The 23,065-nt window shown below is 68.7% G+C and carries 22 protein-coding genes; 9 read left to right on the top strand and 13 right to left on the bottom strand.

What is annotated here, in order from left to right:
* The first annotated feature begins 65 nt into the window (after positions 1–65).
* Together A5790_RS18805 and A5790_RS18800 are read left to right on the top strand one after the other, a co-directional pair.
* Complete coding sequence (locus A5790_RS18805; RefSeq protein WP_066847549.1) at positions 66–2,159, top strand: AAA family ATPase; 2,094 nt, start codon at positions 66–68, stop codon at positions 2,157–2,159.
* 46 nt (positions 2,160–2,205) lie between these two features.
* On the top strand, positions 2,206–2,976 hold the full coding sequence (locus tag A5790_RS18800) for a type VII secretion target (protein ID WP_066847546.1): 771 nt from the start codon (positions 2,206–2,208) through the stop codon (positions 2,974–2,976).
* Between the two features lie 3 nt (positions 2,977–2,979).
* Here the strand turns inward: A5790_RS18800 and A5790_RS18795 are convergent, their stop codons facing one another.
* From A5790_RS18795 to dapE, 4 genes are all read right to left on the bottom strand, one after another.
* Positions 2,980–3,666 (bottom strand): hypothetical protein, encoded by a 687-nt coding sequence (locus tag A5790_RS18795; RefSeq protein WP_064396689.1) that lies wholly within the window; start codon positions 3,664–3,666, stop codon positions 2,980–2,982.
* A gap of 12 nt (positions 3,667–3,678) precedes the next feature.
* Positions 3,679–4,797, bottom strand: coding sequence for a hypothetical protein (locus A5790_RS18790; protein ID WP_064396692.1), 1,119 nt, complete (start codon positions 4,795–4,797; stop codon positions 3,679–3,681).
* Positions 4,798–4,890: 93 nt separating this feature from the next.
* Positions 4,891–6,507 carry an ABC-F family ATP-binding cassette domain-containing protein gene (locus tag A5790_RS18785; protein WP_064396694.1) on the bottom strand — a complete coding sequence of 539 codons (1,617 nt, stop codon included), beginning with the start codon at positions 6,505–6,507 and terminating at the stop codon, positions 4,891–4,893.
* A gap of 102 nt (positions 6,508–6,609) precedes the next feature.
* Positions 6,610–7,674, bottom strand: a complete 1,065-nt coding sequence (dapE, locus tag A5790_RS18780) for a succinyl-diaminopimelate desuccinylase (protein WP_064396696.1) — start codon at positions 7,672–7,674, stop codon at positions 6,610–6,612.
* On the opposite strand from dapE, the gene dapD reads away from it, so the two are divergent.
* Positions 7,657–8,643 (top strand): 2,3,4,5-tetrahydropyridine-2,6-dicarboxylate N-succinyltransferase, encoded by a 987-nt coding sequence (gene dapD, locus A5790_RS18775; protein ID WP_231987843.1) that lies wholly within the window; start codon positions 7,657–7,659, stop codon positions 8,641–8,643. The two genes, dapE and dapD, sit on opposite strands and share 18 nt — an antisense overlap.
* A 127-nt stretch (positions 8,644–8,770) precedes the next feature.
* Here dapD and A5790_RS18770 read toward each other — a convergent pair whose 3' ends face one another.
* The 3 genes from A5790_RS18770 to A5790_RS18760 all read right to left on the bottom strand — a co-directional run bounded on the left by A5790_RS18770 (position 8,771) and on the right by A5790_RS18760 (position 11,141).
* Entirely contained in the window at positions 8,771–9,331 is a 561-nt protein-coding gene (locus tag A5790_RS18770) for a M15 family metallopeptidase (protein WP_066847617.1), read from the bottom strand.
* Positions 9,332–9,393: 62 nt separating this feature from the next.
* Positions 9,394–9,744 carry a VOC family protein gene (locus A5790_RS18765; protein ID WP_064396702.1) on the bottom strand — a complete coding sequence of 117 codons (351 nt, stop codon included), beginning with the start codon at positions 9,742–9,744 and terminating at the stop codon, positions 9,394–9,396.
* Positions 9,741–11,141: an acyl-CoA synthetase gene (locus A5790_RS18760; RefSeq protein ID WP_066847544.1), complete on the bottom strand. Its 1,401-nt coding sequence runs from the start codon at positions 11,139–11,141 to the stop codon at positions 9,741–9,743. Before A5790_RS18760 ends, A5790_RS18765 begins: the two co-directional genes overlap by 4 nt.
* A 42-nt stretch (positions 11,142–11,183) precedes the next feature.
* On the opposite strand from A5790_RS18760, the gene A5790_RS18755 reads away from it, so the two are divergent.
* The 4 genes from A5790_RS18755 (at position 11,184) to A5790_RS18745 (ending at position 12,979) form a co-directional block, all read left to right on the top strand.
* Positions 11,184–11,720, top strand: a complete 537-nt coding sequence (locus A5790_RS18755) for an NUDIX hydrolase (RefSeq protein ID WP_064420191.1) — start codon at positions 11,184–11,186, stop codon at positions 11,718–11,720.
* An 89-nt stretch (positions 11,721–11,809) separates the two neighbouring features.
* Positions 11,810–12,166, top strand: coding sequence for a VOC family protein (locus A5790_RS18750; protein WP_066847542.1), 357 nt, complete (start codon positions 11,810–11,812; stop codon positions 12,164–12,166).
* A gap of 80 nt (positions 12,167–12,246) precedes the next feature.
* Positions 12,247–12,384: a hypothetical protein gene (locus tag A5790_RS25845; RefSeq protein ID WP_156656448.1), complete on the top strand. Its 138-nt coding sequence runs from the start codon at positions 12,247–12,249 to the stop codon at positions 12,382–12,384.
* A gap of 58 nt (positions 12,385–12,442) precedes the next feature.
* The gene (locus A5790_RS18745; protein WP_064396707.1) at positions 12,443–12,979 is read left to right on the top strand and encodes a hypothetical protein; all 537 of its coding nucleotides are present in this window, start codon (positions 12,443–12,445) and stop codon (positions 12,977–12,979) included.
* Here the strand turns inward: A5790_RS18745 and A5790_RS18740 are convergent.
* Positions 12,976–14,007: a proline dehydrogenase family protein gene (locus tag A5790_RS18740; RefSeq protein ID WP_064427767.1), complete on the bottom strand. Its 1,032-nt coding sequence runs from the start codon at positions 14,005–14,007 to the stop codon at positions 12,976–12,978. The two genes, A5790_RS18745 and A5790_RS18740, sit on opposite strands and share 4 nt — an antisense overlap.
* Positions 14,007–15,641 (bottom strand): L-glutamate gamma-semialdehyde dehydrogenase, encoded by a 1,635-nt coding sequence (gene pruA / locus A5790_RS18735; RefSeq protein ID WP_066847614.1) that lies wholly within the window; start codon positions 15,639–15,641, stop codon positions 14,007–14,009. The genes A5790_RS18740 and pruA overlap by 1 nt, the downstream gene beginning before the upstream one ends.
* Positions 15,642–15,734: 93 nt before the next feature.
* On the opposite strand from pruA, the gene A5790_RS18730 reads away from it, so the two are divergent.
* Complete coding sequence (locus tag A5790_RS18730) at positions 15,735–17,318, top strand: CdaR family transcriptional regulator (protein ID WP_066847541.1); 1,584 nt, start codon at positions 15,735–15,737, stop codon at positions 17,316–17,318.
* Here the strand turns inward: A5790_RS18730 and dapC are convergent.
* Both dapC and fdxA read right to left on the bottom strand, forming a co-directional pair.
* A complete protein-coding gene (gene dapC, locus A5790_RS18725; RefSeq protein WP_066847539.1) occupies positions 17,305–18,438 on the bottom strand; it encodes a succinyldiaminopimelate transaminase in 1,134 nt (377 codons plus the stop codon). The two genes, A5790_RS18730 and dapC, sit on opposite strands and share 14 nt — an antisense overlap.
* A gap of 23 nt (positions 18,439–18,461) precedes the next feature.
* Positions 18,462–18,785 (bottom strand): ferredoxin, encoded by a 324-nt coding sequence (gene fdxA / locus A5790_RS18720; protein ID WP_064398016.1) that lies wholly within the window; start codon positions 18,783–18,785, stop codon positions 18,462–18,464.
* A 243-nt stretch (positions 18,786–19,028) separates the two neighbouring features.
* Here fdxA and A5790_RS18715 point away from each other — a divergent pair, with 243 nt between their 5' ends.
* A complete protein-coding gene (locus A5790_RS18715; protein ID WP_082961787.1) occupies positions 19,029–19,640 on the top strand; it encodes a DUF1353 domain-containing protein in 612 nt (203 codons plus the stop codon).
* 4 nt (positions 19,641–19,644) lie between these two features.
* On the opposite strand, the gene A5790_RS18710 is transcribed toward A5790_RS18715, so the two are convergent.
* On the bottom strand, positions 19,645–20,193 hold the full coding sequence (locus tag A5790_RS18710; protein WP_066847611.1) for a YceI family protein: 549 nt from the start codon (positions 20,191–20,193) through the stop codon (positions 19,645–19,647).
* Between the two features lie 221 nt (positions 20,194–20,414).
* Entirely contained in the window at positions 20,415–22,964 is a 2,550-nt protein-coding gene (locus A5790_RS18705; protein WP_369829800.1) for a bifunctional FO biosynthesis protein CofGH, read from the bottom strand.
* Positions 22,965–23,065 lie beyond the last annotated feature (101 nt).

Below are 23,065 nucleotides of genomic sequence, written 5' to 3'. Positions count from 1 at the left end.
GACGATCAAGCGGCCCCCGGCCGCGTTGAGGAGTGCGGCGATCGATTTAGCCATAGACTCCGGCCGTGCCGATTGAGTGGGTCACCTCGCCGCCCGGACCGGCACTCGATTCGATTGAAGCCGGTCTGCAGAAGCGTTCCGGCGCCGTCCTGATCGGTCCCGCCGGCGTGGGTAAGACGACGCTGGCGCGAGCGGCCGCAGAACGGCTCGCAGGGGCCTACCACCGCGTCGACTGGGTCACCGCCACCGCGCCGATGGCCGCGGTCCCTTTCGCGGCGGTCAGCCGCCTCATCGACGTCGCCGACACCGGCAAGACCACAGACGTTCTGCGCAGCGCCCGCGACACTCTGGGCGACGGGCGCCTGCTGGTGGTGGACGACGCTCATCTGCTGGATCCGTTGTCGGCGGCGCTGATCTACCAGCTCGCGGTCAGCGGCACCGCCGCGCTGATCGTGACGGTAGCGCCGTCCGGAGTGAGGGCCGACGGTGTCTCGGCGTTGTGGGACGACGGCCTCGTCGAGCGCATTGACCTCGAGCCGCCGGGTCACGACGACCGTCGGGTGGCCGCGTCGGTCGACGAATTCGTCGCCGCCCTTACGGGCGCCGCCTATCGCGTCCTGGAGTACCTGGCCGTCGACGACCCGCTGGCGCTCGACGAGCTCGAAGCCTTGGTGGGACCGGAGTCGGTCGAGGCCGCAGCGGCATCGGGTGCCGTCGTCGTCGACGACGGTTGGGTGCACCCGGCGCATCCGCTGTTCGCCGACTCGGTGCGCGAAGCGTTGGGCGGCCCGGAGCTGCGCAGACTGCGGGGTGAAGTCGTCGACCGGCTGGCCGGGCGGCCCGGTCACGGCGCCGTCGACAGGTTGCGCCGCGCGGTGCTGGCGCTCGACAGCGACAGTCCGCAGGGGCCATCGGAGCAGTCCTCGGCGGCCGCGGAGGCGTTGCGCCTCGGCGATCTGGTGCTCAGCGAACGGCTCGGCCGCGCCGCGCTCCAGGGCGCACCCGATGACCTCCCCACCCGGCTGACGCTCGCGTACGCGCTGGCGTGGCAAGGCCGAGGCCGCGACGCGGACGCGGTGCTCGACGGCGTGAACGGTGCCGCGCTGTCGGAGACCGAGCTGATGGCGTGGGCGCTGCCGCGGGCGGCCAACCAGTTCTGGATGCTGTCCGAGCCCGAGCGCGCCACGGCGTTCCTGCGTGCGACACGCAACCGGGTGTCGTCGCCGGCCGCACGCATCACCCTCGACGCGTTGTCGGCCACGTTTGCGATGAACGCCGGGAGCGTGTCGCGGGCGATGGAGGTGGCCACCGGCGTGTTGGCGTCGCCGGACGCCGACGACACCGCGATCGGCTGGGCGGCGGCGGCCGCGGCGTTGAGCTCGGCGCGGACGGGCCGGTTCGCCGATGTCGACGCGTTGGCCGAGCGGGCGATGGCCGCCGGGCATCCGGGGCTTCTGCGGTTCACCAGCGGATTCGGGCAGACGACGGCGTTGCTGATGGCAGGTGAACTGGACCGGGCCCAGCAGCTTGCCCAGCGGCTCACCGACTTCGCGCAGTTGCAACAACCGGGTCGCGCGATCGGTGAGGTGCTGGTGTCCGACGTGCTGATCGCCAAGGGTGACCTCGAGGAGGCGGTACGCCTGTTGCGTCGTGCGGCCGCGGCGCTGGCCCCCACCGGCTACTCGTGGGGTCCGTTGGCGTGGATGCTGCTGGCCCAGGCGCTCGGCCAGCTCGGTGCGGGTGTCGAGGCGGGGAAGGCATTGGCGCGCGCCGAGTCTCGGCACGGATTGAAGTCAATGCTGTTCGCTCCGGAGTTGGCACTCGCACGGGCGTGGACGATGTGGGCGCGCCGCGACGAGCACGGCGCCGTCGCCGCGGCCCGTGAGGCGGTGCGCAGTGCCGAGCGTGGAGGACAGACGGCCGTCGCGCTGCGCTCGCTGGTGGACGCGGTACGGCTCGGCGACATGCGGGCCGCGGACGCGATCGAACGGGTAAGCACCGAATGTGACTGCGCGACTGGACGGTTGGCGCTGGCTCACAGCCGAGCACTCACCGCGCGGGATGCCGCCGCGCTGGCCGAGGCATCCCAGAGCTACGCGGCGTGCGGGTGGCACGGCGCCGCCGCGGACGCCGCAGCCCAAGGCGAAGCCCACCGCTGAAATTCGTGTCAGGACCGGTTCTGTCGCGGCCCTAGGCTTGACTGTCATGAGCCAGTTGTTCGCGCAGACAAACGGGTTGCGGTCCTCCGCCTCGATTCACGACCGCGTCGCGACGGACCTGTCGCACGTGCTCGCCGGCGTACCGGAGGCAACCGGAGTGCAGACCAGCCACGGCCAGATCGCGGCCGGAGTGGGCACCGCGTTGTCGAGCGCGCTCGACGCTCGGTTGGGCACCGTGCACGCCACCGCCGACGCGGGTGCGACGATCTCTGACCTGCTGCAAAAGGCCGCCCAGATGTACGAGCAGGGCGACCACGAAGGAGCCGAGAAGTTGCGCGCGGCCGCCGACGCGCTTGACGGTCAACGGGATACGGAAGTGAGCGAAAGCACATCGACAACAGGGGGCGTCCCAGGCTCCCCCGCGAACGGCGTGGGCCCGCCCGGTGGCGATCAGATGGTCGGCCAGATGCTCGGTCAGGTCGGACAGCAGGTCGGACAGCTGGTCGGGTCGATGGCGGCGCCGCTGCTGGGTCTTGCGCAAGGGCTGCAACAGGTTCCGCAGATGATCGCGCAAGCTGTACAGCAGGCCGCGCGAGGCGAGGAGACACCCGAGCGCGACGACAGTCGCGTCAACGATGACGGCACCGGCGCACGCTCCGACGAGGACCCAGCCGAAAAACCATCCGAGCCGACGCGCCGTGCCGAACCGGAATACCAAGCCGCACCGAGTGATTCGGCAGTAGTGGGTCGCCCACCGGAGGCGCCGGTCGCCGCGGAGGGCCCGCGACCCGCGCAGACGCGTCCCCAGGTGGGGTAACCGCTACAGGTTGCGGGCGACGTCGTCGTCCCCAGACTTCGGAGGGGTGACGGGGGCAGCGCCCGCACCCGATTCACTGCCCTGTGGTCCGGCGGCGCCGTCCCACGGGCGGTCATCGCCGCGGTTCAACGGCCGGTGGTCCTCACGATCGTCGGATTCACCGGTCTGCAGCCCGGCGTCGTCGCGAGGCTGCTGCGCCGGTGCGCCCGCACCCGGGCTCTGCGCTCCCGCCGCGGCTGTCGGTGCGGCACCGCTCGGTGGCGCACCCCCACCGGTGGCCGACGAGCCGCCCGGCGACTGGGCACCCTGCATGGCCTGCTGCATGAGGGAGCCGAACATTCCGGTCTGCCCACCGAGGGTCTGAGCAGGCGCCCCCGCCATCTGCCCCATCTGACCGGCCTGCTGCCCCACCTGGCCGAGCATCCCGACGATCTGGCCAACCGACTGAGAGCCCGCGTCGTCGGAGTTCTCGTAGGCGGCTTGCGCGACGCCCACCTTGCCCGAGAACGTGTTCTCCTTGGCCGACAGCGCGGCGACGTTGGTAGTCAGCTGGGCGGCCAGCGTCGGCAGTACCGCCGAAATGGTGGCGCTCATCGCGTCTTGTCCCGCCGGGATCATCGGTATCTCGGGCAGTTCGACCGCCGCCGCGTTCCAGCTGATGCCGTCGGGCTTTCTCAGTGGGCTACCCATGTGCGCTCCTCGTCACCAGTCGTCATCGTCGTCGTCGTCGAGATCGTGCTCCAGCGGCGCGGGCACGGCCAATCCTGGTGCGGTGCCCCCGCTGACGCCGCGCTGACCCATCATCGGGGCCATCCCGCCCATACCGCCGCCCGCGGCCATCGGGGCCGCCCCGCCGACCGCGGCGGCCCCCGCGGTCGCGCCGTCGGGCGCGGGTGCGGTGCTGACCGCCTTGCTGCCGACGAGGTTGGCCATCTGCGGGGTTTGCAGTGGCGCACCGCCGGAGCCCGGCAGCGACGCCGCCCGGACCATGCCGGAACCGCCACCGGCGCCCGAGCCGCCGGCGAGCGGATGGTTGGAGAACGACGAGAAGGGCAGCCCCGCGGCGCCGAGGGAGTCGGCCTTCCCGCCCTGGCCGAACATCGACGTCAGCTGTTGCAGCGGCTGCGAGAGCTGCTGGCCCAGCTGCTGTGGCACCTGCATCAGCGTCTGGCCGATCTGCATCGGCAGCTGCGCGGCCATGGCTCCCATCTGGCCGACCATCTGCATCGCCTGCTGTGAACCGTCACCGGCCTGCTTCGCGGCTTCCTCCCCGCTGTCCTGCGCCTCCTTGGCTCCGGGCACGGGTGGGACGCCGAAAAGCGGGATGCTCGGCGGTACGCCGAGGGTGTTCGCGAGTTCGGTGGTGCTGGCGGTGATGTTGGCGATGTTCTGCGACAGCCCCATCTTGATCCGGCTCTGCACCAGCTCCTGGGCGTTGCTGAACGGCATCGCCGAGAGGGCTTCACACTCATGCTGGACCTCTTGGGCGATCGTGTTCGCCAGCATCTTCGTCTTCACGACCGTGGCCTCCATCGCCCGCAATTTCGCCGCGATCGCGGCCGCCTGCGCCGCGTTGGCCTCGTGCCCGCCGATGATGCTGGTGGCCTCCCCCGCGGCGGCGAGCGCGCCCGCGCCCTCCCATGAATCGGACAGCTGCATCAGCTGACCCTGCTGTTCGGGCACGACGTTGCCACTGATCTTGGACGCCAACGCCTCGTACGACGCCGCCGCTGCGGCCAACGTCTCCTCGTCGACGTTCGGCCAGCCCGGGCCGGTCACGGTCTGACCGCCGTACGGGCTGGAATCGGGCGCGATGCCCATGGCGCGACCCCCTTGACGACACGCTACGGGTCTCAAACTTACCGTGCCCCGGATAGCTGGCCGTGCGCCGATTTCATGCGGCGCGACGCCCGATCAGGGCATCCACTGCTCCTCGAGACGGCCGCCGGATAGCCGAAGCCACCGCTGCACGCCGATGTCGGCGAGGAAGGGCTCGTCGTGGCTGACGACGACGAATGCGCCCCGGTACGCGTTCAGCGCGGCCTGAAGCTGCCCGACACTGACGAGGTCGAGGTTGTTGGTGGGCTCGTCGAGCAGGAGCAACTCGGGTGCCGGTTCGGCGAACAACACGCACGCGAGTGTCGCGCGCAACCGCTCACCGCCGGACATCGCGCCCACCGGCAGATGGATCCGGTCGCCTCGGAAGAGGAACTGCGCCAGAAGGTGCATGCGACGGGTGTGAGAAAGGCTCGGTGCATACGCGGCGAGGCTCTCGGCGACGGTGAGGCGCGGATCGAGCAGGTCGAGCCGCTGCGACAGATACGCCACGCGGGCACCGCTGCGCTGTACCGAACCGGAGTCCGGTGCCAGGTCCCCGCCGACGATGCGCAGCAACGTCGACTTGCCCACCCCGTTGCGCCCGGTCAGCGCGATACGCTCGGGCCCGCGCACCGACAGGTCGACGTCGTCGAGAAGCAGCAGCTCACCGGCCGAGAAGCGCAACCCCTTGGCGGTGAGCACATCCCGGCCGGCGGGTACGTCGGTGCCGGGTAGGTCCAGTACGAGCGCGTCGTCGTCCCTGACCGCCCGCTCGGCGTCGTCCAGGCGAGCCCTGGCATCGTCGACCCGCGCGGCGTGCACGCCGTCGATGCGGCCCGCGGACTCCTGGGCTCGCCGCTTCCGGGCTCCTGCAACGATTTTCGGTAACCCGGCGTCGTTGAGGTTGCGTGTCGCCGTGCCCGCCCGCCGCGCCGCACGCTCACGCGCCTGCTGCATCTCGCGCTTCTCGCGCTTGAGCAGCTGGTGAGCGCTGCGGACATTGTTCTCGGCGACGCGCTGCTCGTGGCTCACCGCCTCCGTGTACAGCGTGAAATTGCCACCGTAGGAGCGGATTTCACCCTGGTGCAGTTCAGCGATCCGATCCATGCGGTCGAGCAGCAGCCGATCGTGGCTGACAACCAGCAGGCAGCCCGTGAAGTCGTCGAGCGCGTCGTAGAGTCGGTGGCGGGCGTCGACGTCGAGGTTGTTCGTCGGTTCGTCTAGCAGCAACACGTCGGGCCGATTCAGCAGCTGACCGGCGATGCCGATGCTGATGATCTCGCCGCCCGACAGCGTGTCGAGTCGACGGTCGAGCGCGATGTGGCTCAGTTCAAGCCGATCCAGCTGTGCCCGCGTGCGCTCCTCGACGTCCCAGTCGTCGCCGATCGTGGTGAAGACGTCGGCACCGGGGTTCCCGTCGGCCAGCGCGTCGAGCGCTGCGATGACGGGCGCGACGCCGAGCAGTTCTGCGACGGTGTGATGTGCGATGTAGGGCAGCGTCTGCGGCAGGTACCCGAGCGTGCCGTCGACGGTGACCGAACCCGACGTCGGCGACAGCTCACCGGCGATCAGCTTGAGCAGCGCGCTCTTTCCGGCGCCGTTCGGGGCGACCAGACCGGTCCGGCCGTCGCCGACGGAAAAGGACAGCTCGTCGAACAGCGGTGTGTCGTCGGGCCATACAAATGACAACTCAGAACAGACGATGGAAGACATGTGAGTGATCGCTTCGTGTCTCGCACGGAAATGGGGGACGGTCGGATCCGGGCGGCACCCGGAGACGTCGTCAACTCACATGCATTCAGCGTAGGTGCGCGGTCAAGCGGTTAAATACCGGCGCAACACGTCGGTCGCGGCGGTGATCTTCGCGACCTCGACGCGCTCGTCGACACGGTGGGCGAGGTTCGGATCACCGGGGCCGTAGTTGACCGCGGGAACCCCGAGCGCGGCGAATCGCGACACGTCGGTCCATCCGTACTTGGCCCGGACCTGTCCGCCTGCGGCCTGTACCAGCGCGGCCGCGGCCGGCTTGGTCAGCCCGGGCAGCGCACCGGCCGCCGAGTCGGTGAGTTCGATCTCGACGTCGAGGCCGTCGAACACGTCGCGCACGTGGTGCAGCGCCTCGTCGGTGCTGCGGTCGGGAGCGAACCGGAAGTTCACCGACACCGAGGCCGCATCGGGGATGACGTTGCCGGCGATACCGCCGTCGATGCGCACCGCGGACAGGCCTTCGCGGTAGGTGCAGCCGTCGATCTCCACGTTGCGGGCCCGGTACGACGACAGCCGGTCGAGCACGGGGCCGAGTTTGTGAATCGCGTTGTCGCCCAACCACGACCGGGCAGAGTGGGCGCGGGTACCGCTCGCGCTGATGACGACGCGCAGCGTGCCCTGGCAGCCGGCCTCGATATACCCGTCGGAGGGTTCACCGAGGATCGCGACGTCGGCCCGCAGCCAGTCGGGCAGCTCGGATTGGATGCGGTTCAGTCCGTTGGCCGACGCCTCGATCTCCTCGCAGTCGTACATGACCAGCGTGATGTCGTGCGTTGGCTCGGCAACGGTGGCGGCCAGGTGCAGGAATACCGCGTCGCCCGATTTCATATCCGACGTGCCGCAGCCGTGCAGTTCCCCGTCGACCAGCCGGCTGGGCAGGTTGTCGGCGACGGGCACGGTGTCGAGGTGGCCGGCGAGCAGCACCCGCGACGGTAGCCCCAGGTTCGTGCGGGCCAGCACGGCGTCGGCGTTGCGGATCACCTCCATCGAGGTCTGTTCGCGGAGCGCGGTCTCGACTTCGTCGGCGATGCGCCGCTCGTGGCGCGACTCGCTGGGAATGTCCACCAGCGCGGCGGTCAGCGCGATCGGATCACCGTGCAAGTCCAGGCTCACACGGCTGACGTTAGTCTTACCCGCGTGACTTCTGCTGCAGGTATCGGGCTGGCGACGATCGCCGCCGACGGATCGGTCCTCGACACATGGTTCCCGGCACCCGAACTCGGAGCCGACGGCCCGTCGGGCACGGTGCGCCTGTCGGTGGCCGAGGTGCCCGAAGAGTTGGGCGCGCTGACCGGTCGCGATGAGGATCGCGGCGTCGACATCGTGGCAGTGCGGACGGTCATCTCGTCGCTGGAGGACAAGGCCGCCGACGCCTATGACGGCTATCTACGGTTGCACCTGCTCTCGCACCGGCTCGTCGCGCCGCACGGCCTGAACGCCGACGGATTGTTCGGTGTGCTGACCAACGTCGTGTGGACCAATCACGGCCCGTGCGCGGTCGCCGGTTTCGAGACGGTGCGGGCGCGCCTGCGTGCGCGCGGGCCGGTGGCGGTCTACGGCGTCGACAAGTTCCCCCGAATGGTCGACTACGTGCTGCCGACCGGCGTGCGTATCGCCGACGCGGATCGAGTCCGACTCGGTGCGCACCTGGCCGAGGGCACGACCGTCATGCATGAGGGTTTCGTCAACTTCAACGCGGGCACGCTGGGCAGTTCGATGGTCGAGGGCCGCATCTCGGCCGGTGTCGTCATCGACGACGGGACGGATCTCGGCGGCGGCGCGTCGATCATGGGGACGCTGTCGGGCGGCGGCAAGGAAGTGATCTCGGTGGGCAAGCGGTGTCTGTTGGGCGCCAATGCCGGTATCGGGATCTCGCTGGGCGACGACTGCGTGGTCGAGGCCGGTCTGTACGTCACGGCGGGCACGAAGGTGCAGACCGCCGACGGTCAGACCGTCAAGGCGCGCGAACTGTCCGGCGCCGACAACCTGCTGTTCCGGCGTAATTCGCTCTCAGGCGCCGTCGAGGTGGTCAACCGCGACGGCACCGGTATCACGCTGAACGAAGCGCTCCACCAGAACTGAGGTTGAGCACCGCCCTCTTTTCATGTTGTGCGAGCGTCCGTGTTCGTACCGCAACACGCCGGCGTGGACGGTCATTTCGCGGTCGCTCGCGGCGTGACGAGCGCCCCCTAAACGTCGCGGTGAGCGCTCAGTCCGCCGCGGCGTTCGGCTTGAGCGGCGGACAGCGGCCGTCGACGACGGCCAACTCGAAGTGCCAGATCTCGTTGGCGTAGATCTGACACAGACCGAAGCGGCGGCCGTTGGCGATCAGCCACTTGTCCGCCTCGACAGGCCCGATGTCGACGGCTTCGCCGGTCACGTGCTTCGACTTCTCCGGTGAGGCGACGAATTCTCGTGCCGCTTGGACACTTCCGTACCGGACGACGCCGTCGTCGAAGAGCCGCTCCTGAAACCCCTTCGATCGCCAGCCGGATGTGATGCGCATCTTTATGCCATCGTCTTCGGCGCTACGCGCCGCTTTCTGCACCGCCTCGCGAAGCGCGGGGTCGAGCCACTTCACGATCGGGTGCTCGGCGTCGAACGGGCTGACCGTCCGGCCGTCGGGCAGCCACCCGCCGACGGTGTCCTGCGCGGCAGGTCCGATGCGCAACGGCTCCTGGCCGACAACGGGTGCCGGGGACGACGGCGGCGGAGGTGTGCCACATGCGGCGATTGCGCACACTGAAGCCGCCGCGAGCGTGCGCAAGATGCTGAGATTTCGCGGCGTGTCGTATACAGACCCGCACGCTCGCGCCAATAGGGACGGGGCGGTCAATCTTCGGCGGCCAGGATGCAGAATTCGTTGCCCTCCGGATCGGCCAGCACAACCCAGCTTTCATCGCCCTGCCCGATGTCAACCCGGCGCGCGCCGAGGTCGACCACCCGCTCGACTTCGGCCTGCTGATCGTCGGGCCGGAAGTCGAAGTGGATGCGATTCTTGACGACCTTGTCGTCGGGCACCGCGAGAAAGAGCCAGTCGGGGCCGGCGCCGGGCGGTGCGTGCAGCACGACGTCACCGTCGTCGTCGACGTCGTGGGGCCAGCCCAGCACCTGCGACCACCACCGGCCCAACGCCGAGGCGTCGTGGGCGTCGATGCAGATCTCGTCGAACTTCAGCGTCACCGTGCCAGCTCCTTCTTGAGCACTTTGCCCATCGCATTGCGCGGCAGCGAGTCCACCAGCCGCACCTCACGAGGTCGCTTGTGTATCGAGAGCTGTTGGGCCACATACTCGATCAGGTCGTCGGGCGTGGCGTCACCGACGACGAACGCGACGATGCGCTGGCCGAGGTCCTCGTCGGGCACACCGACGACCGCCACTTCCTGCACACCGGGATGTCCGAGCAGTGCAGCCTCGATCTCGCCGGCGCCCACGCGGAAACCTCCGGTCTTGATCAGGTCGACGGATTCGCGTCCGACGATCCTGTGCATACCGTCGGCGTCGATCACCGCGACGTCGCCCGTGCGATACCAGCCGTCGGCGTCGAGCACCTCGGCGGTCGCATCGGGGCGGTTGAGGTAGCCGTCGAACAACGTCGCGCCCCGAACATGAAGCTGCCCAAGGGTTTCCCCGTCGTGTGGCGCCGCGCCACCGTGCTCGTCGACCAGGCGAGTCTCGATACCGGTCAGCGGCAGGCCCACCCAGCCGGGTCTGCGCTCACCGTCGGCGCGGGTGCTGATCGTGATCAACGACTCCGTCGATCCGTAGCGTTCGACGGGCCGGTGCCCTGTCCTTTCGACCAACTTGTCGAACACCGGCACCGGCAGCGGGGCGCTGCCCGATACCAGCAGCCGCGCCGACGCCAGAGCCGCTGCCGCGTCCGCGTCGTCGGCCACCCGCGACCATACCGTCGGCACCCCGAAGTACAACGTCCCACCTGCCGTCGCATAGTTCTGCGGACTCGGTTTTCCGGTGTGCACGAACCGGTTTCCGATTCGCAGCGATCCGAGCAGCCCGAGGATCAACCCGTGCACGTGATACAGCGGCAAGCCGTGCACCAGGATGTCGTCGGGCGTCCACTGCCACGCTTCGGCGAGCGCGTCGATGTCGGCGGCGATCGCGCGGCGGCTGACGACGACACCCTTGGGCGGGCCGGTCGTGCCGGAGGTGTACACGATCAGCGCGGGCGTCTCGGCGGGCGGTTCGGCGTAACGGTGCCACGAGCGGGCGTGCAGCCGCACCGGCACGTGCTGCAGACCCTCGGTCTCCGCAGGCTTCTCCCCCAACCACGCCTGCGCGGCCGAGTCGCCCAGGATGTGTCTGCGCTCGGCGGCGCCGACGTCGGCGGGCACCGGGACGACGGGCACACCGGCGATCAGGCAGCCGGTCACCGCCAAAACGGTCTCCACGGTCGGTGTGGCCAGCACCGCGACCCGCTGCGCACCCGCGACGCGTTCGGCCACCGACGTCGCGGCCCCCACCAGATCACTGCGCGACAACTGCGCCCCGCCGATACGGACCGCGTCCCCGATGTCAGCGCCACCCGCGACCGCGGCGGGGTTGAGCGAAGCCAGCAGCATAAGCAGCGAGGTTACCCATATCGGCTCGGCGATACTGGGCGCGTGACTCACATTGAGCGGCTGGCATCGCGCGAGGTCTACCGGAACAACTGGATGGTGCTGCGCGAGGACGACATCCGCCGACCAGACGGCAGCGACGGCATCTACGCGGTCGTGGACAAGCCGACCTATGCGTTGGTGATCGCGCGCGATGGCGACCGGTTCCGGCTGGTCGAGCAGTTCCGCTATCCGCTGGGTCTGCGGCGCTGGGAGTTTCCGCAGGGCACCGCGCCCGACCAGAAGGACCTGGCGCCCGCCGACCTCGCGGCGCGCGAACTGCGTGAGGAGACGGGTCTGCGTGCGTCGGAGCTGGTGCGCCTGGGACTGCTCGACGTGGCGCCCGGAATGAGCAGCCAGCGCGGCTGGGTGTTTCTGGCCACCGGCATCACCGAGGGCGAGCACGACCGCGAGCACGAGGAACAGGACATGCACAGCGAATGGTTCACCCGTGCCGAGATCGAGCAGATGATGCGCGCCGGGGTGATCACCGACGCGCAGTCGATCGCGGCGTGGGCCCTGCTGGTGCTGTCGGGGCGCTGACGGATGCGATGAGTTTGGTCGCGGTGCCGAGTCTTCACAGTGACGCAGAAAGGCGACCACAGGAGACTGACATCTCGACTTCAGACACCATGCCGATCGGCATGTATTCGTTCGACTGCCGCGACGCCGCCGCGCTGGTGCGCTTCTGGTCCAGGGTGCTCAACCGGCCGGTCGACGAGCACGCGACCGCGGAGTTCGCGACCGTCGGCCTCGACGACGGCGGGGTGACCTGGATGTTCCAGGGCCGCCCGGCCGCGGACCTGCCCGCGGGACAAAATCGGCTGATGATCGACTTCAACGGCGGACCCGCGTGGTCGGAGCACGCCGACCGGGTCGAATCGTTGGGCGCGGTGCGCGTCAGTGATCGCCAGGAGGACGGTCTGTATTGGGTCGTCTTCCGCGATCCCGAGGACAACACGTTCCGCATCTTCTCGCCTCGACCGTAACCGGCCCGTCGCCGACCGCTTCGAACCGCGAGCCGCCCTGCTTCGTATACCAAGTAAGAGCGATCGGAGGAGGTGACACGATGACCGCGATCTACGGGATGATGGCGATGATGCCGCTGGTGTTCGGCGGCGCCGGATACTTCCTCGTGTCCTCCGCCGGCTGCGGCGAGACCCCGCGACCACCGGCACATCGAGACCAATCCGTGACGGTGTCGTAGCCTTCGGCAAACCGTGTCGCGAAGGGTTGGCGGAAGTCGGCTCAGTAGTGTTCACGATATGTCCGCCCGTGCCCTGACCAGTGCGCTGTTGGGGCTGACATGTGCTGTGGCCACGAGTGTTTCGCTGCTGCCGACGGCCGCCGCAGCGAATCCGGTGTGGAACGGGCGCTACGAGATCGTCACCTACGCGTCGGACAAGATGGGCACCAGCATCGCCGCCGCTCAACCCGAACCCGATTTCAGCGCGCAGTACGTGCTGGCGACCGACTGCTCGGCGGGGCTGTGTGTCGCCACCGTCGTGTCGGGTCCCGCGCCGAGCAATCCCACCATCCCGCAACCGGTCCGCTACACCTGGGACGGGGCGCGCTGGCAGTACGCCTACAACTGGCAGTGGGAGTGCTTCCGCGGCGACGGGGTTCCCAGCGAGTACGCTCCGGCGCGGTCGCGCGTGTTCTACGCCCCCGACATCGACGGACAGCTGTTCGGTACCTGGCAGACCGAAATCCTGGGCGGAGCATGCCGCGGGACGGTCGTGATGCCTGTCGCCGCCCGCCCCGTCAGCTCGCCCGGTATCCCCGTCGGCGTGGCACTCTAAGCGCCGCGGCGTTCGGCCAGCGCCCGCAGGAAGAACATCAGGTTGGCGGGCCGCTCCGCGAGCCTGCGCACGAAGTACCCGTACCACTGGGCGCCGAACGGCACGTACACCCGCACATGGTTGCCCGCATCGGCCAGCCTGCGCTGCTCGGCATCGCGGATGCCGTACAGCATCTGGTACTCGAAATCGTCTCGGCCCCGGTTGTTCTCGGCGGCCAGCGCGGGTACCGTCGCGATGACGGTCGGGTCGTGCGAGGCCACCATCGGGTAAGCGTTTCCCGCCATCAGCACCCGAAGGCAGCGCAGGTAGGAGTCGGTGACGTCGTCGCGGTCACGGTAGGCCACCGACGACGGTTCGTCGTAGGCACCCTTGCACAACCGGATTCGCGCAGCGGCCGATGAGCGCTTGCGCGAAGAGAATGCACCAGTGGCCGATGAGCGCTTGCGCGAAGAGAATGCAGGGGCGGCGAAATCCCGGCAGTCGGCATGGGTGCGCTTGAGATACGCCTGCAGAGCCGTTCCCAGCCAGCCGAACTCGGTGCGCAGATCGCGCACGATCGACAGGGTCGAATCGGTGGTGGTGTGGTCCTCGGCGTCCACCGTCACCCACACCCCGATGCGCTGCGCCCGTTCGCAGATGGTGTGGGCGTTCTCCAGCGCGATCTTCTCACCGTCGCGTGCCAATGCCTGCCCCAACGCCGACAGCTTCAACGAGACCTCGAGTGGCCGCACTTCGGCCGGTCCCTCTTCACGCCGCGCGAGTCCGTCCAGCAGCGTCAGGTACGCGTGCACGTTCTCGGTCGCGGTGTCCGCGTCGGTCACGTCCTCGCCGAGGTGGTCGATCGACACGAGGCGACCCGAATCACGCAATTGGACAACGGCGTCGAGCGCATCGTCCACCGTCTCCCCCGGCACGAACCGGTGCACGACATCGCGTGTCACCGGAAGCCGCTCGGCGGTTCTTCGCAGGGAGTCCCGTCGGCCGGCGGCCATGATCGCCGGCCGCGCAACGCGTTGGAAGAATCCCATCACTGCTCCATGTGCGGATAGTTGTGGTCGGTCGGCGGGACGAGGGTCTCCTTGATCGAGCGCGCCGATGTCCACCGCAGCAGGTTCAGCGCCGAACCCGCCTTGTCGTTGGTACCCGATGCCCGCGACCCGCCGAAGGGTTGTTGTCCGACGACTGCACCGGTCGGCTTGTCGTTGATGTAGAAGTTGCCTGCGGCGTGGCGCAGTCGCCGTTCGGCCTGCAGCACCGCCGAGCGGTCGTCGGCGATCACCGCACCGGTCAGTGCGTACTTCGCCCCGGTGTCGACGACGTCGAGGATGCGGTCGTATCCGTCGTCGGGGTAGACGTGAACCGCCAGGATCGGCCCGAAATACTCGGTTTTAAACGATTCGTCGGTCGGGTCGTCGGACAACAGCACGGTCGGTCGGACGAAATAGCCTTCTGTGTCGTCGTATTCGCCGCCGACGGCGATGGTCACATGGGCGGTCTTCGCGCGCTCGATCGCCTTGACGTTCTTGGCGAACGCCCGTGCGTCGATCAGCGCACCGCCGAAGTTGGTCAGGTCGGTCACGTCGCCGTAGCGCAGTTCCTCTGTCGCCGAGAGGAAGTCGTCGCCCATCTGCTGCCACACCGAGCGCGCGATGAACGCCCGCGACGCCGCCGAGCACTTCTGGCCCTGATAGTCGAACGCGCCGCGGATCAGCGCCGTGCGCAGCACGTCGGGCTGCGCGCTGGTATGGGCGACGACGAAGTCCTTGCCGCCCGTCTCGCCCACCAGGCGCGGGTAGCCGTGGTAGCGGTCGATGTTGTTGCCCACCTCGCGCCACAGATGCTGGAACGTCGTGGTCGACCCGGTGAAGTGGATGCCTGCCAGCCGCGGATCGGACAGCGCCACCTCGGAAACCTCCACGCCGTCCCCGGTGAGCAGGTTGATGACGCCGGGCGGCAGACCGGCCTGCTCCAGCAACTGCATCGTGAGATAGGCGGCAAATGTCTGGGTGGGCGAGGGCTTCCAGATCACGGTGTTGCCCATCAGCGCAGGCGCGGTGGGCAGGTTGCCCGCGATCGCGGTGAAGTTGAACGGCGTGATCGCGTAGATGAATCCGTCGAGCGGTCGGTAGTCGGTGCGGTTCCAGATCCCGCGCACGCTGATCGGTTGTTGCTCGAGGATCTTTCGGGCGAACGAGACGTTGAACCGCCAGAAGTCGATGAGCTCACAGGCCGCGTCGATCTCGGCTTGGTACGCCGACTTGGACTGCCCGAGCATGGTGGCGGCGCAGAGTTTTTCGCGCCACGGGCCTGCGAGGAGGTCGGCCGCCCGCAGAAACACCGCGGCCCGGTCGTCGAACGGAGTGGCCTCCCATTGCGCTTTGGCGGCCATCGCGGCCTCGATGGCCGCGGCCGCGTCGGAGTGAGTGGCGTTGGTGAGGGTGCCCAGCCGTCCGGAAGGGTCGGTGTGACGGTGCGGCTGCACCACGTCGATGCGGTCGCCGTCGCCCATCCGGTGTTGGCCGCCGATGACGTGCGGCAGGTCGACGGGGTGGGCGGCGACGGAAGTCAGCGCCTCGATGAGCCGGGCGCGTTCACCCGAGCCCGGCGCGTAATCGTGGACCGGCTCGTTCGCCGGAGGGGGAACGTCGGTGATGGCATCCATGACGAAATGATGCTCGGCCACGACACCCGATCCGATGGTCGATCCGACAACGCCACCGACGATCTATAGTCGGATCAGACAAAGGGGCGTGTGATGGAGCCACCAACCGCCGGTCTCGGCCTCGGCCGACTGCTGCTGGCGTTGGACCGGACCATGGTGACGCTGGTCGAAGCGCCGCGCGGCCTGGACATGCCCGTCGCATCGGTCGCCCTGGTCGACGCCGACGATGTCCGGCTGGGTCTGGCCGTCGGATCCGGCTCGGCGGACCTGTTCTTTCTGCTCGGTGTCGACGACGTGGACGCGGTGCGCTGGCTTGAGCGGCAGTTCGCAGGCACCGGCCGGGTGCCCGCGGCGATCTTCGTCAAGGAACCGTCTCCTGCCGCGGTCGAGCAGGCCGTCGCGCTGGGCACTGCGGTGGTGGCCGTCGAACCGCGGGCCCGCTGGGAGTCGCTGTACAAACTGGTGAACCACGCGTTCGAACATCACGGCGACCATGGCGATCCGCACCACGATCCGGGCACCGACCTGTTCGGCTTGGCCCAGTCGATGGCCGATCGCACTCGCGGCATGATCAGCATCGAGGACGAGAATTCCCACGTGCTGGCGTATTCGGCGTCCAGCGACGAGGCCGACGAGCTACGTCGGCTGACCATCCTCGGCCGCGCCGGCCCGCCCGAGCACCTGGCCTGGCTCGCGCGGTGGGGTATCTTCGACGCCCTGCGTTCGAGCACCGACGTTGTGCGCGTCGCCGAACGACCGGAGTTGGGGCTGCGACCGCGCCTGGCGGTCGGCATCCACGTTCCCGATGCGAAAGCCGGCCGGTTCGCCGGAACCATTTGGCTGCAACAGGGTTCGGCACCGCTGGCCGACGATGTCGAGGAGGTGCTGCGCGGCGGCGCTGTCCTTGCGGCACGAATTCTGTCGCGGCTGTCGGCCTCGCCGTCCACACACACCAGACAGGTGCAGGAACTGCTCGGCCTGTCCGGTGACGCGGTCGATGTCGCAGCCGTCGCAAGGGAACTCGGCATCTCCGTCGAGGGCCGAGGTGCGCTCGTCGGGTTCGTCGATCCCGAAGGCACCACACCGGCGAGTGTGATCGCCTTGAGCGCCAGCGCCTTTCGGCCCGATGCGCAGATCGCGTCGAGCGGTGGGCGAGTCTATGTGCTGCTTCCGAAGACCGGTGCGCCGTCATCGGTGATGTCGTGGGCGCGCGGTGCGGTCGCGACGCTCGACCGCGAACTGGGGCTCTCGCTGCGGGCGGTCGTCGCCGCCCCGCTTGCCGGGCTGGCGGCCGCCGCGAACGCGCGCGCCGAAGTGGACCGGGTCTTCGACAGCGCACAGCGTCACCCCGGCGCGATCGGCCACGTCGCGTCGCTCGACGACGCGCGTACCACCGTGCTGCTCGACGAGATAGTGTCGCGGGTCGGTCAGCGGCTCGTCGACCCGCGGATACATCAACTGCGAGAACAGGATCCGGTGCTCGCCGAAACGCTCGGGGACTACCTCGACGCCTTCGGTGACATCACCGCGGTCGCTCAGCGACTACACGTGCATCCGAACACGGTGCGCTACCGGATCCGTCGCATCGAGAAGTTGTTGTCGACGTCGCTGAACGATCCAGACGACCGGCTGGTGCTCGCGCTCGGTTTACGAGCGACGGAATCTAACCGGCCGTGAGGCGCTGTGCGGCCGCCGATATCCGCTCGTCGGTCGCGGTCAACGCGATCCGCACGTGTTTGGTCCCGCGGGCGCCGTAGAACTCGCCGGGTGCGACGAGGATACCGCGCTGCGCGAGCCAGGCGGCGGTGTCACGGCAGGGCTCTCCGCGCGTCGCCCACAGGTACAACCCGGCCTCGGAGTCTTCGACGGTCAACCCGGCCGCGCGCACGGCGGGAAGCAGGATCTCGCGCCGTTTCTGGTAGCGGGCGCGCTGCTCGCGTTCGTGCTCGTCGTCGTCGAGAGCGGCGACCATCGCGCCCTGCACGGGCGTCGGCACCATCATTCCGGCGTGCTTGCGAACCGCCAGCAGCTCGGCGACGACGCTCGGGTCTCCCGCGACGAAACCGGCCCGGTACCCGGCCAGCGACGACGTCTTGGACAGCGAATGCACGGCCAGCAGCCCGGTATGGTCCCCGTCGCAGACCGACGGATGCAGCACCGACAGCGGTTGGGCGTCCCAGCCCAGCCCGAGGTAGCACTCGTCGGAGGCGACCAGGACACCGCGCTCGCGCGCCCAGCCGACCACCTTGCGCAGGTGGTCGACGCCGAGCACCTTGCCCGTCGGGTTGCTCGGCGAGTTCAGGTACACCAGGGCGGGGGTCTGCGGACCGAGTTGTGTCAGCGAATCGGCCCGCACGATCCGCGCGCCCGCCAGCCGCGCGCCGACGTCGTACGTCGGGTACGCCAGCTCGGGCGCGACCACAGCGTCGTCGGGACCCAGCCCCAACAGCGTCGGCAACCAGGCGATCAGCTCTTTGGTGCCGATCACCGGCAGCACGGCGTCGGGCGACAGGCCCGTGATGCCATAGCGCCGCGCCAGCGCGTTCACCGCGGCTTCTCGCAAGGCGGGGGTGCCTGCGGTGGTCGGGTAGCCGGGCGCGGCGCTGGCCGCCGTCAGCGCTTCGCGGATGACGGGTGCCACCGGGTCCACCGGGGTGCCCACGGACAGGTCGACGATGCCGTCCGGGTGCGCACGAGCCAGCGCGGTCACGTCGGCCAGGGTGTCCCAGGGAAACGCCGGCAGCGACGCGCTACGGGGCTGTCGCGCCGCTCGGCTGCGCTGCGCGGGCGGCGGCATACTGCGCCCTGCGTGAGCCGTTATCAGTCCTCACCTTGCGGCGGCATGCTCTTGACCGGCTCCGGGTCGTTGTCGGTCTGGCCCACCTTCGACGCGCCACCGGGCGAGCCCAGTTCGTCGAAGAAGTCGGCGTTGATCTGCGTATAGCTGCTCCACTGATCAGGCACGTCGTCTTCGTAGTAGATGGCCTCGACGGGGCACACCGGTTCGCAGGCACCGCAGTCCACGCACTCATCCGGGTGGATGTAGAGCATGCGAGCGCCCTCGTAGATGCAGTCGACTGGGCATTCCTCGATACACGCCTTGTCTTTGACGTCGACACAAGGCTCGGCAATGACGTACGTCACCGTGTTCTCCTCAAGGTCTCCTCGATCTCCTGTCCGGTGGGCTGCCGTACGGGGTGGGCATCCAAGTCAGCCGCAAGTATCCGTGGTCGTTACTTGGACGGTCGTCTCAGTGTGCCCTAACTTCACGCGCACCCCCGGTAAGGGTTGCGCGTGGTTACTGATACTAAACGTTGCACATACAACTGCCTAGCAGACACCCCTCAGTCCGACCGCACGGGGCGACCACCTTGCTATACCTGCGTGATGGAACGTTGTGCCCCGCCCGTCGACAAGACGGCCGTCCTCCATGTCCGACAACTGACCGCAGCCGAGGTCGACGCCGTACGCGCCACCAAACGGGTCTTCAAGGAGAGCGCGTGGGACGAGTGGCGAACCACGCAGCCGCTCGGCTTCGAGGGGCCGAATGAGCAGTTCGAGGTCAGCGCCGACTTCGCGACCGATCTGGTGTCGGTGCCGGGCGTGGTGGCCTGGTTCGTGCCCCGCGCCGGGCGTTATGCGCGCGCAGCCGTCCTCCACGACTACCTGTGGCGCTTTCCGGAGCACACGGGGTGCGACCGCCGGACCGCCGACTACCGCTTTCGCCTGCAGATGCAGCGCGACGGCGTGAGCCTGCTGCGGCGCTGGATCATCTGGGCGACTGTGCGGTTCTCCGCGATCCTGCAGGGCAAGGGCGGCGCCGGCTGGTGGAGAGATCTGCCGGGCGCCCTGCTTCTGGTGCTGCTCGTCGCCGCCCCGATCGTCGTCGTGCCCGCGTTGGTGATCGTGGTGGCAACGGTGGTGTTCTGGCTTCTCGAGTCGGTCGTCGCGGTGGTGGTGCCCGACGAGACACCACCACCGCTGCCGTTGAAGACCTGACGGGTCAGGCCTGCTTGAGGGCCTCGATCTCGAGGGTGACGGTGACCTTGTCGCCGACGACCGCGCCGCCGGTCTCGAGCGGCATGTCGATGTTGATGCCGAAGTCTCTGCGGTTCAGCACAACTGAGGCCTCGAAGCCGGCGACCTCGCCCTGTCCCATGCCGGGGTTGACGCCGTTGAACTCGACTTCGAGGGTGATGGGCTTGGTGACGCCCTTGAGCGTGAAGTCGCCATCGATGAGATAGGTGTCGCCGTTGGGCCGCACACCGGTCGAGGTGAAGGTGGCGATCGGATGCTTTGCGGTGTCGAAGAAGTCGGCCGACTTGAGGTGGCCGTCGCGTTGCTCGTTACGGGTGTTGATGGAGTCGACCTTGATTTCGGCGGTGACCGAGGGCGTGCCGTCCTCGGCGACGGTGATCGCACCGTTGAAGTCGTCGAACGTGCCGCGCACCTTGCTCACCATCATGTGGCGTACGGAGAACCCTACGGTCGAGTGCACGGGGTCGATGGTCCAGGTGCCGACGGAAAGGGGGGTCGTAACAGCTGTGGTCATGGTCATGCTCGCTTCTCCTTCGTTTCGATTGGTCTTTCGGGGTGCCGGTCCGCCATCGGAGGCACTTCTTATCGAAACGGACCACAGTCCGGATTTATTCCGAAGGGGGCGCGGAAAACGAGGCCCGCGCTTTCAGGCTCGGCTCAGGCCGCGAGCGACCGCAAAATCTCGCCGGAACGCGGCGTGTCGGGGGGCAGACACGGTCGCTCGCGGAAGTAGAGCTAGGCGGCGAGGGGGGCGTACGTCGTGGAACGCTGGCGCGCCGGGCGGCCGATGCCCTCGGCGATCGAGACGAGTTCCTCGACCGTCTTGTAGGAGCCGAACTCCGAACCGGCCATCCTCGAGATCGTCTCCTCCATCAAGGTGCCGCCGAGGTCGTTGGCCCCGCCGGTGAGCATTACCTGGGTGCGCTCGACGCCGAGTTTGACCCAGCTGGTCTGAATGTTGGAGATCCGGCCGTGCAGCATGATGCGCGCGAGCGCGTGCACGGCGCGGTTGTCGCGGTGTGTCGGGCCCGGCCGCGCCCCGCCGGCCAGATACAGCGGCGAGCTCTGGTGCACGAACGGCAGCGGTACGAACTCCGTGAACCCGCCGGTGCGGTCCTGGATTTCGCGCAACACCCGTAGGTGGCCGACCCAGTGTCGCGGCTGGTCGACGTGGCCGTACATCATCGTCGAGCTGGACCGCAGACCGACCTCGTGGGCGGTCGTCACGACCTCGATCCACATCGACGTCGGCAGCTTGCCTTTCGTCAGCACCCATCGCACTTCGTCGTCGAGAATCTCTGCCGCGGTGCCCGGGATGCTGCCCAACCCCGCCTCGCGCAACGACGTCAGCCATTCGCGAATCGACAGGCCGCTGCGGGTGACACCGTTGGCGATCTCCATCGGCGAGAACGCATGTACATGCATCGACGGCACGCGCTTCTTCACCGCGCGCACCAGATCGGCGTAGCCGGTGACGGGCAGTTCGGGGTCGATACCGCCCTGCATGCACACCTCGGTCGCGCCTGCGACGTGCGCCTCCCACGTCCGGTCGGCGACCTCGTCCACCGACAGCGAGTACGCATCGGCGTCGCCTTTACGCTGGGCGAAGGCACAGAACCGGCAGCCGGTGTAGCAGATGTTGGTGAAGTTGATGTTGCGGTTGACGACGAACGTGACGTCCTCCCCGACGGCGTCGCGGCGCAGCGAATCGGCAAGCGCGCCAACCGCATCCAATGCCGGACCGTCGGCACAGGCCAGCGCCAGGTACGCGTCGTCCGACAGCCCGGCCGGATCGCGTTCGGCGGCGCGCAACGCCGCCAGCACATCGGTGTCGATGCGTTCGGGTGCCCTGGCCGCGAGTTCGGAGATCTTCTCCCGGATCGACTCCCAGTCGCCGAACGCGCTGTCGAGGTCGCTGCGGGTCTCGGTGAGCCGGCCGGTGTCGTCGATCGCGGAGTGAAGGTCGGTGCGGCCCAACGACTCCGACGCCTCATCGGGCTCCTGCCACGGCCGCCCGACCGGGTTGACGTCCAGCGCGAAACCGGTGTCGGGGTCGGCAAGCGCGTCGACGTGGCCCCGCACCCGCGGGTCGATCCACGCCGCACCCGCCTGCACGTACTGCGGCTGCGCGGTGAGCCGCTGCACCAGGTCGTAGCCGGCGTCGGCGGTCACCGCGGCCAGCTCGTCGAGTGCAGGCCACGGGCGTTCGGGGTTGACGTGGTCGGGGGTGAGCGGCGAGACACCGCCCCAGTCGTCGACCCCGGCCCCGACGAGGGCCAGACACTCGTTGCGCGACACGAGGTTCGGCGGTGCCTGAACCCGCATCTTGGGTCCCAGCACCAGCCGGGTGACCGCGATGGTGGCCAGGAAGTCCTCGAACTCCGCGTCCGGCGATGAGGCCATCGCGGTGTGGTCCTTGGCCCGGAAGTTCTGCACGATCACTTCCTGAACGTGCCCGAACTCCTTGTGCGACCGGCGGATCGCGTGAATGGTCTCGGCCCGCTCGACAAGCGTCTCACCTATCCCGACGAGCAGGCCCGTGGTGAACGGGATCGACAGCCGACCCGCGTCGGCCAGGGTCCGCAGCCGAACCTCGGGGTCCTTGTCCGGGCTGCCGTAATGAGCCGCGCCGCGCGTCTCGTACAGCCGCCGCGAGGTGGTTTCGAGCATCATGCCCATCGACGGTGCGACCGGCTTGAGCCGGGACAGTTCCGACCAACTCATCACGCCGGGATTCAGGTGTGGCAGCAGCCCGGTCTCTTCGAGGACGCGGATCGCCATCGCGCGCACGTAGTCCAGCGTGGAGTCGTAGCCCCGCTCGTCGAGCCACTGGCGGGCCTCGTCCCACCGCACTTCGGGGCGGTCACCGAGCGTGAACAACGCTTCCTTGCAACCCAATTCGGCTCCGCGCCGCGCGACGTCGAGAATCTCGTCGGGCTCCATGTACATGCCCTTGCCCTGCGCACGCAGCCGGCCGGGAGCGGTGACGAACGTGCAGTAGTGACAGGTGTCGCGGCACAGATGCGTGACGGGAATGAATACTTTGCGCGAGTAGCTGACCGGTAGCTGTCCCGAGGGCCCGCGCCGCCCTGCTGCCTCGAGTCCGGCGTCGCGCACCCGTGATGCGCTGGTACACAACTCGGCCAACTGCTCGCCGCGGGCGGTCATCGCGATCGCGGCTTCGTCCACGTTGAGCGCCACCCCGTCGCGTGCGCGTCGCAGTACCCGCCGCAGCGCCGCAGGACTGGGCTGATCGGGCTTCGATGAGATCACCGGGTCGGGCAGATCGGCGCCGCGCTGAGGGTTCAGAGCCACTCCCCTGTAACCCCGCCGCCGACGAGTTTCATCCCCTCCGACTCAGATCCGGTCTCACATGGTGAAACCGC

Source organism: Mycobacterium sp. 852002-51152_SCH6134967, assembly GCF_001667105.1.
Lineage (GTDB): Bacteria > Actinomycetota > Actinomycetes > Mycobacteriales > Mycobacteriaceae > Mycobacterium > Mycobacterium neumannii_A.
This window is presented reverse-complemented; position numbering and strand designations above follow the sequence as displayed.

Excerpts from the sequence above, each read along its gene's own strand:
- A5790_RS18800 (WP_066847546.1), top strand. The coding sequence starts at position 2,206 with ATGAGCCAGTTGTTCGCGCAGACAAACGGGTTGCGGTCCTCCGCCTCG.
- A5790_RS18795 (WP_064396689.1), bottom strand. The coding sequence starts at position 3,666 with ATGGGTAGCCCACTGAGAAAGCCCGACGGCATCAGCTGGAACGCGGCG.
- A5790_RS18790 (WP_064396692.1), bottom strand. The coding sequence starts at position 4,797 with ATGGGCATCGCGCCCGATTCCAGCCCGTACGGCGGTCAGACCGTGACC.
- A5790_RS18785 (WP_064396694.1), bottom strand. The coding sequence starts at position 6,507 with ATGTCTTCCATCGTCTGTTCTGAGTTGTCATTTGTATGGCCCGACGAC.
- A5790_RS18760 (WP_066847544.1), bottom strand. The coding sequence starts at position 11,141 with ATGCTGCTGGCTTCGCTCAACCCCGCCGCGGTCGCGGGTGGCGCTGAC.
- A5790_RS18750 (WP_066847542.1), top strand. The coding sequence starts at position 11,810 with ATGCCGATCGGCATGTATTCGTTCGACTGCCGCGACGCCGCCGCGCTG.
- A5790_RS25845 (WP_156656448.1), top strand. The coding sequence starts at position 12,247 with ATGACCGCGATCTACGGGATGATGGCGATGATGCCGCTGGTGTTCGGC.
- A5790_RS18745 (WP_064396707.1), top strand. The coding sequence starts at position 12,443 with ATGTCCGCCCGTGCCCTGACCAGTGCGCTGTTGGGGCTGACATGTGCT.
- A5790_RS18740 (WP_064427767.1), bottom strand. The coding sequence starts at position 14,007 with ATGGGATTCTTCCAACGCGTTGCGCGGCCGGCGATCATGGCCGCCGGC.
- pruA (WP_066847614.1), bottom strand. The coding sequence starts at position 15,641 with ATGGATGCCATCACCGACGTTCCCCCTCCGGCGAACGAGCCGGTCCAC.
- A5790_RS18730 (WP_066847541.1), top strand. The coding sequence starts at position 15,735 with ATGGAGCCACCAACCGCCGGTCTCGGCCTCGGCCGACTGCTGCTGGCG.
- dapC (WP_066847539.1), bottom strand. The coding sequence starts at position 18,438 with ATGCCGCCGCCCGCGCAGCGCAGCCGAGCGGCGCGACAGCCCCGTAGC.
- A5790_RS18715 (WP_082961787.1), top strand. The coding sequence starts at position 19,029 with ATGGAACGTTGTGCCCCGCCCGTCGACAAGACGGCCGTCCTCCATGTC.
- A5790_RS18710 (WP_066847611.1), bottom strand. The coding sequence starts at position 20,193 with ATGACCACAGCTGTTACGACCCCCCTTTCCGTCGGCACCTGGACCATC.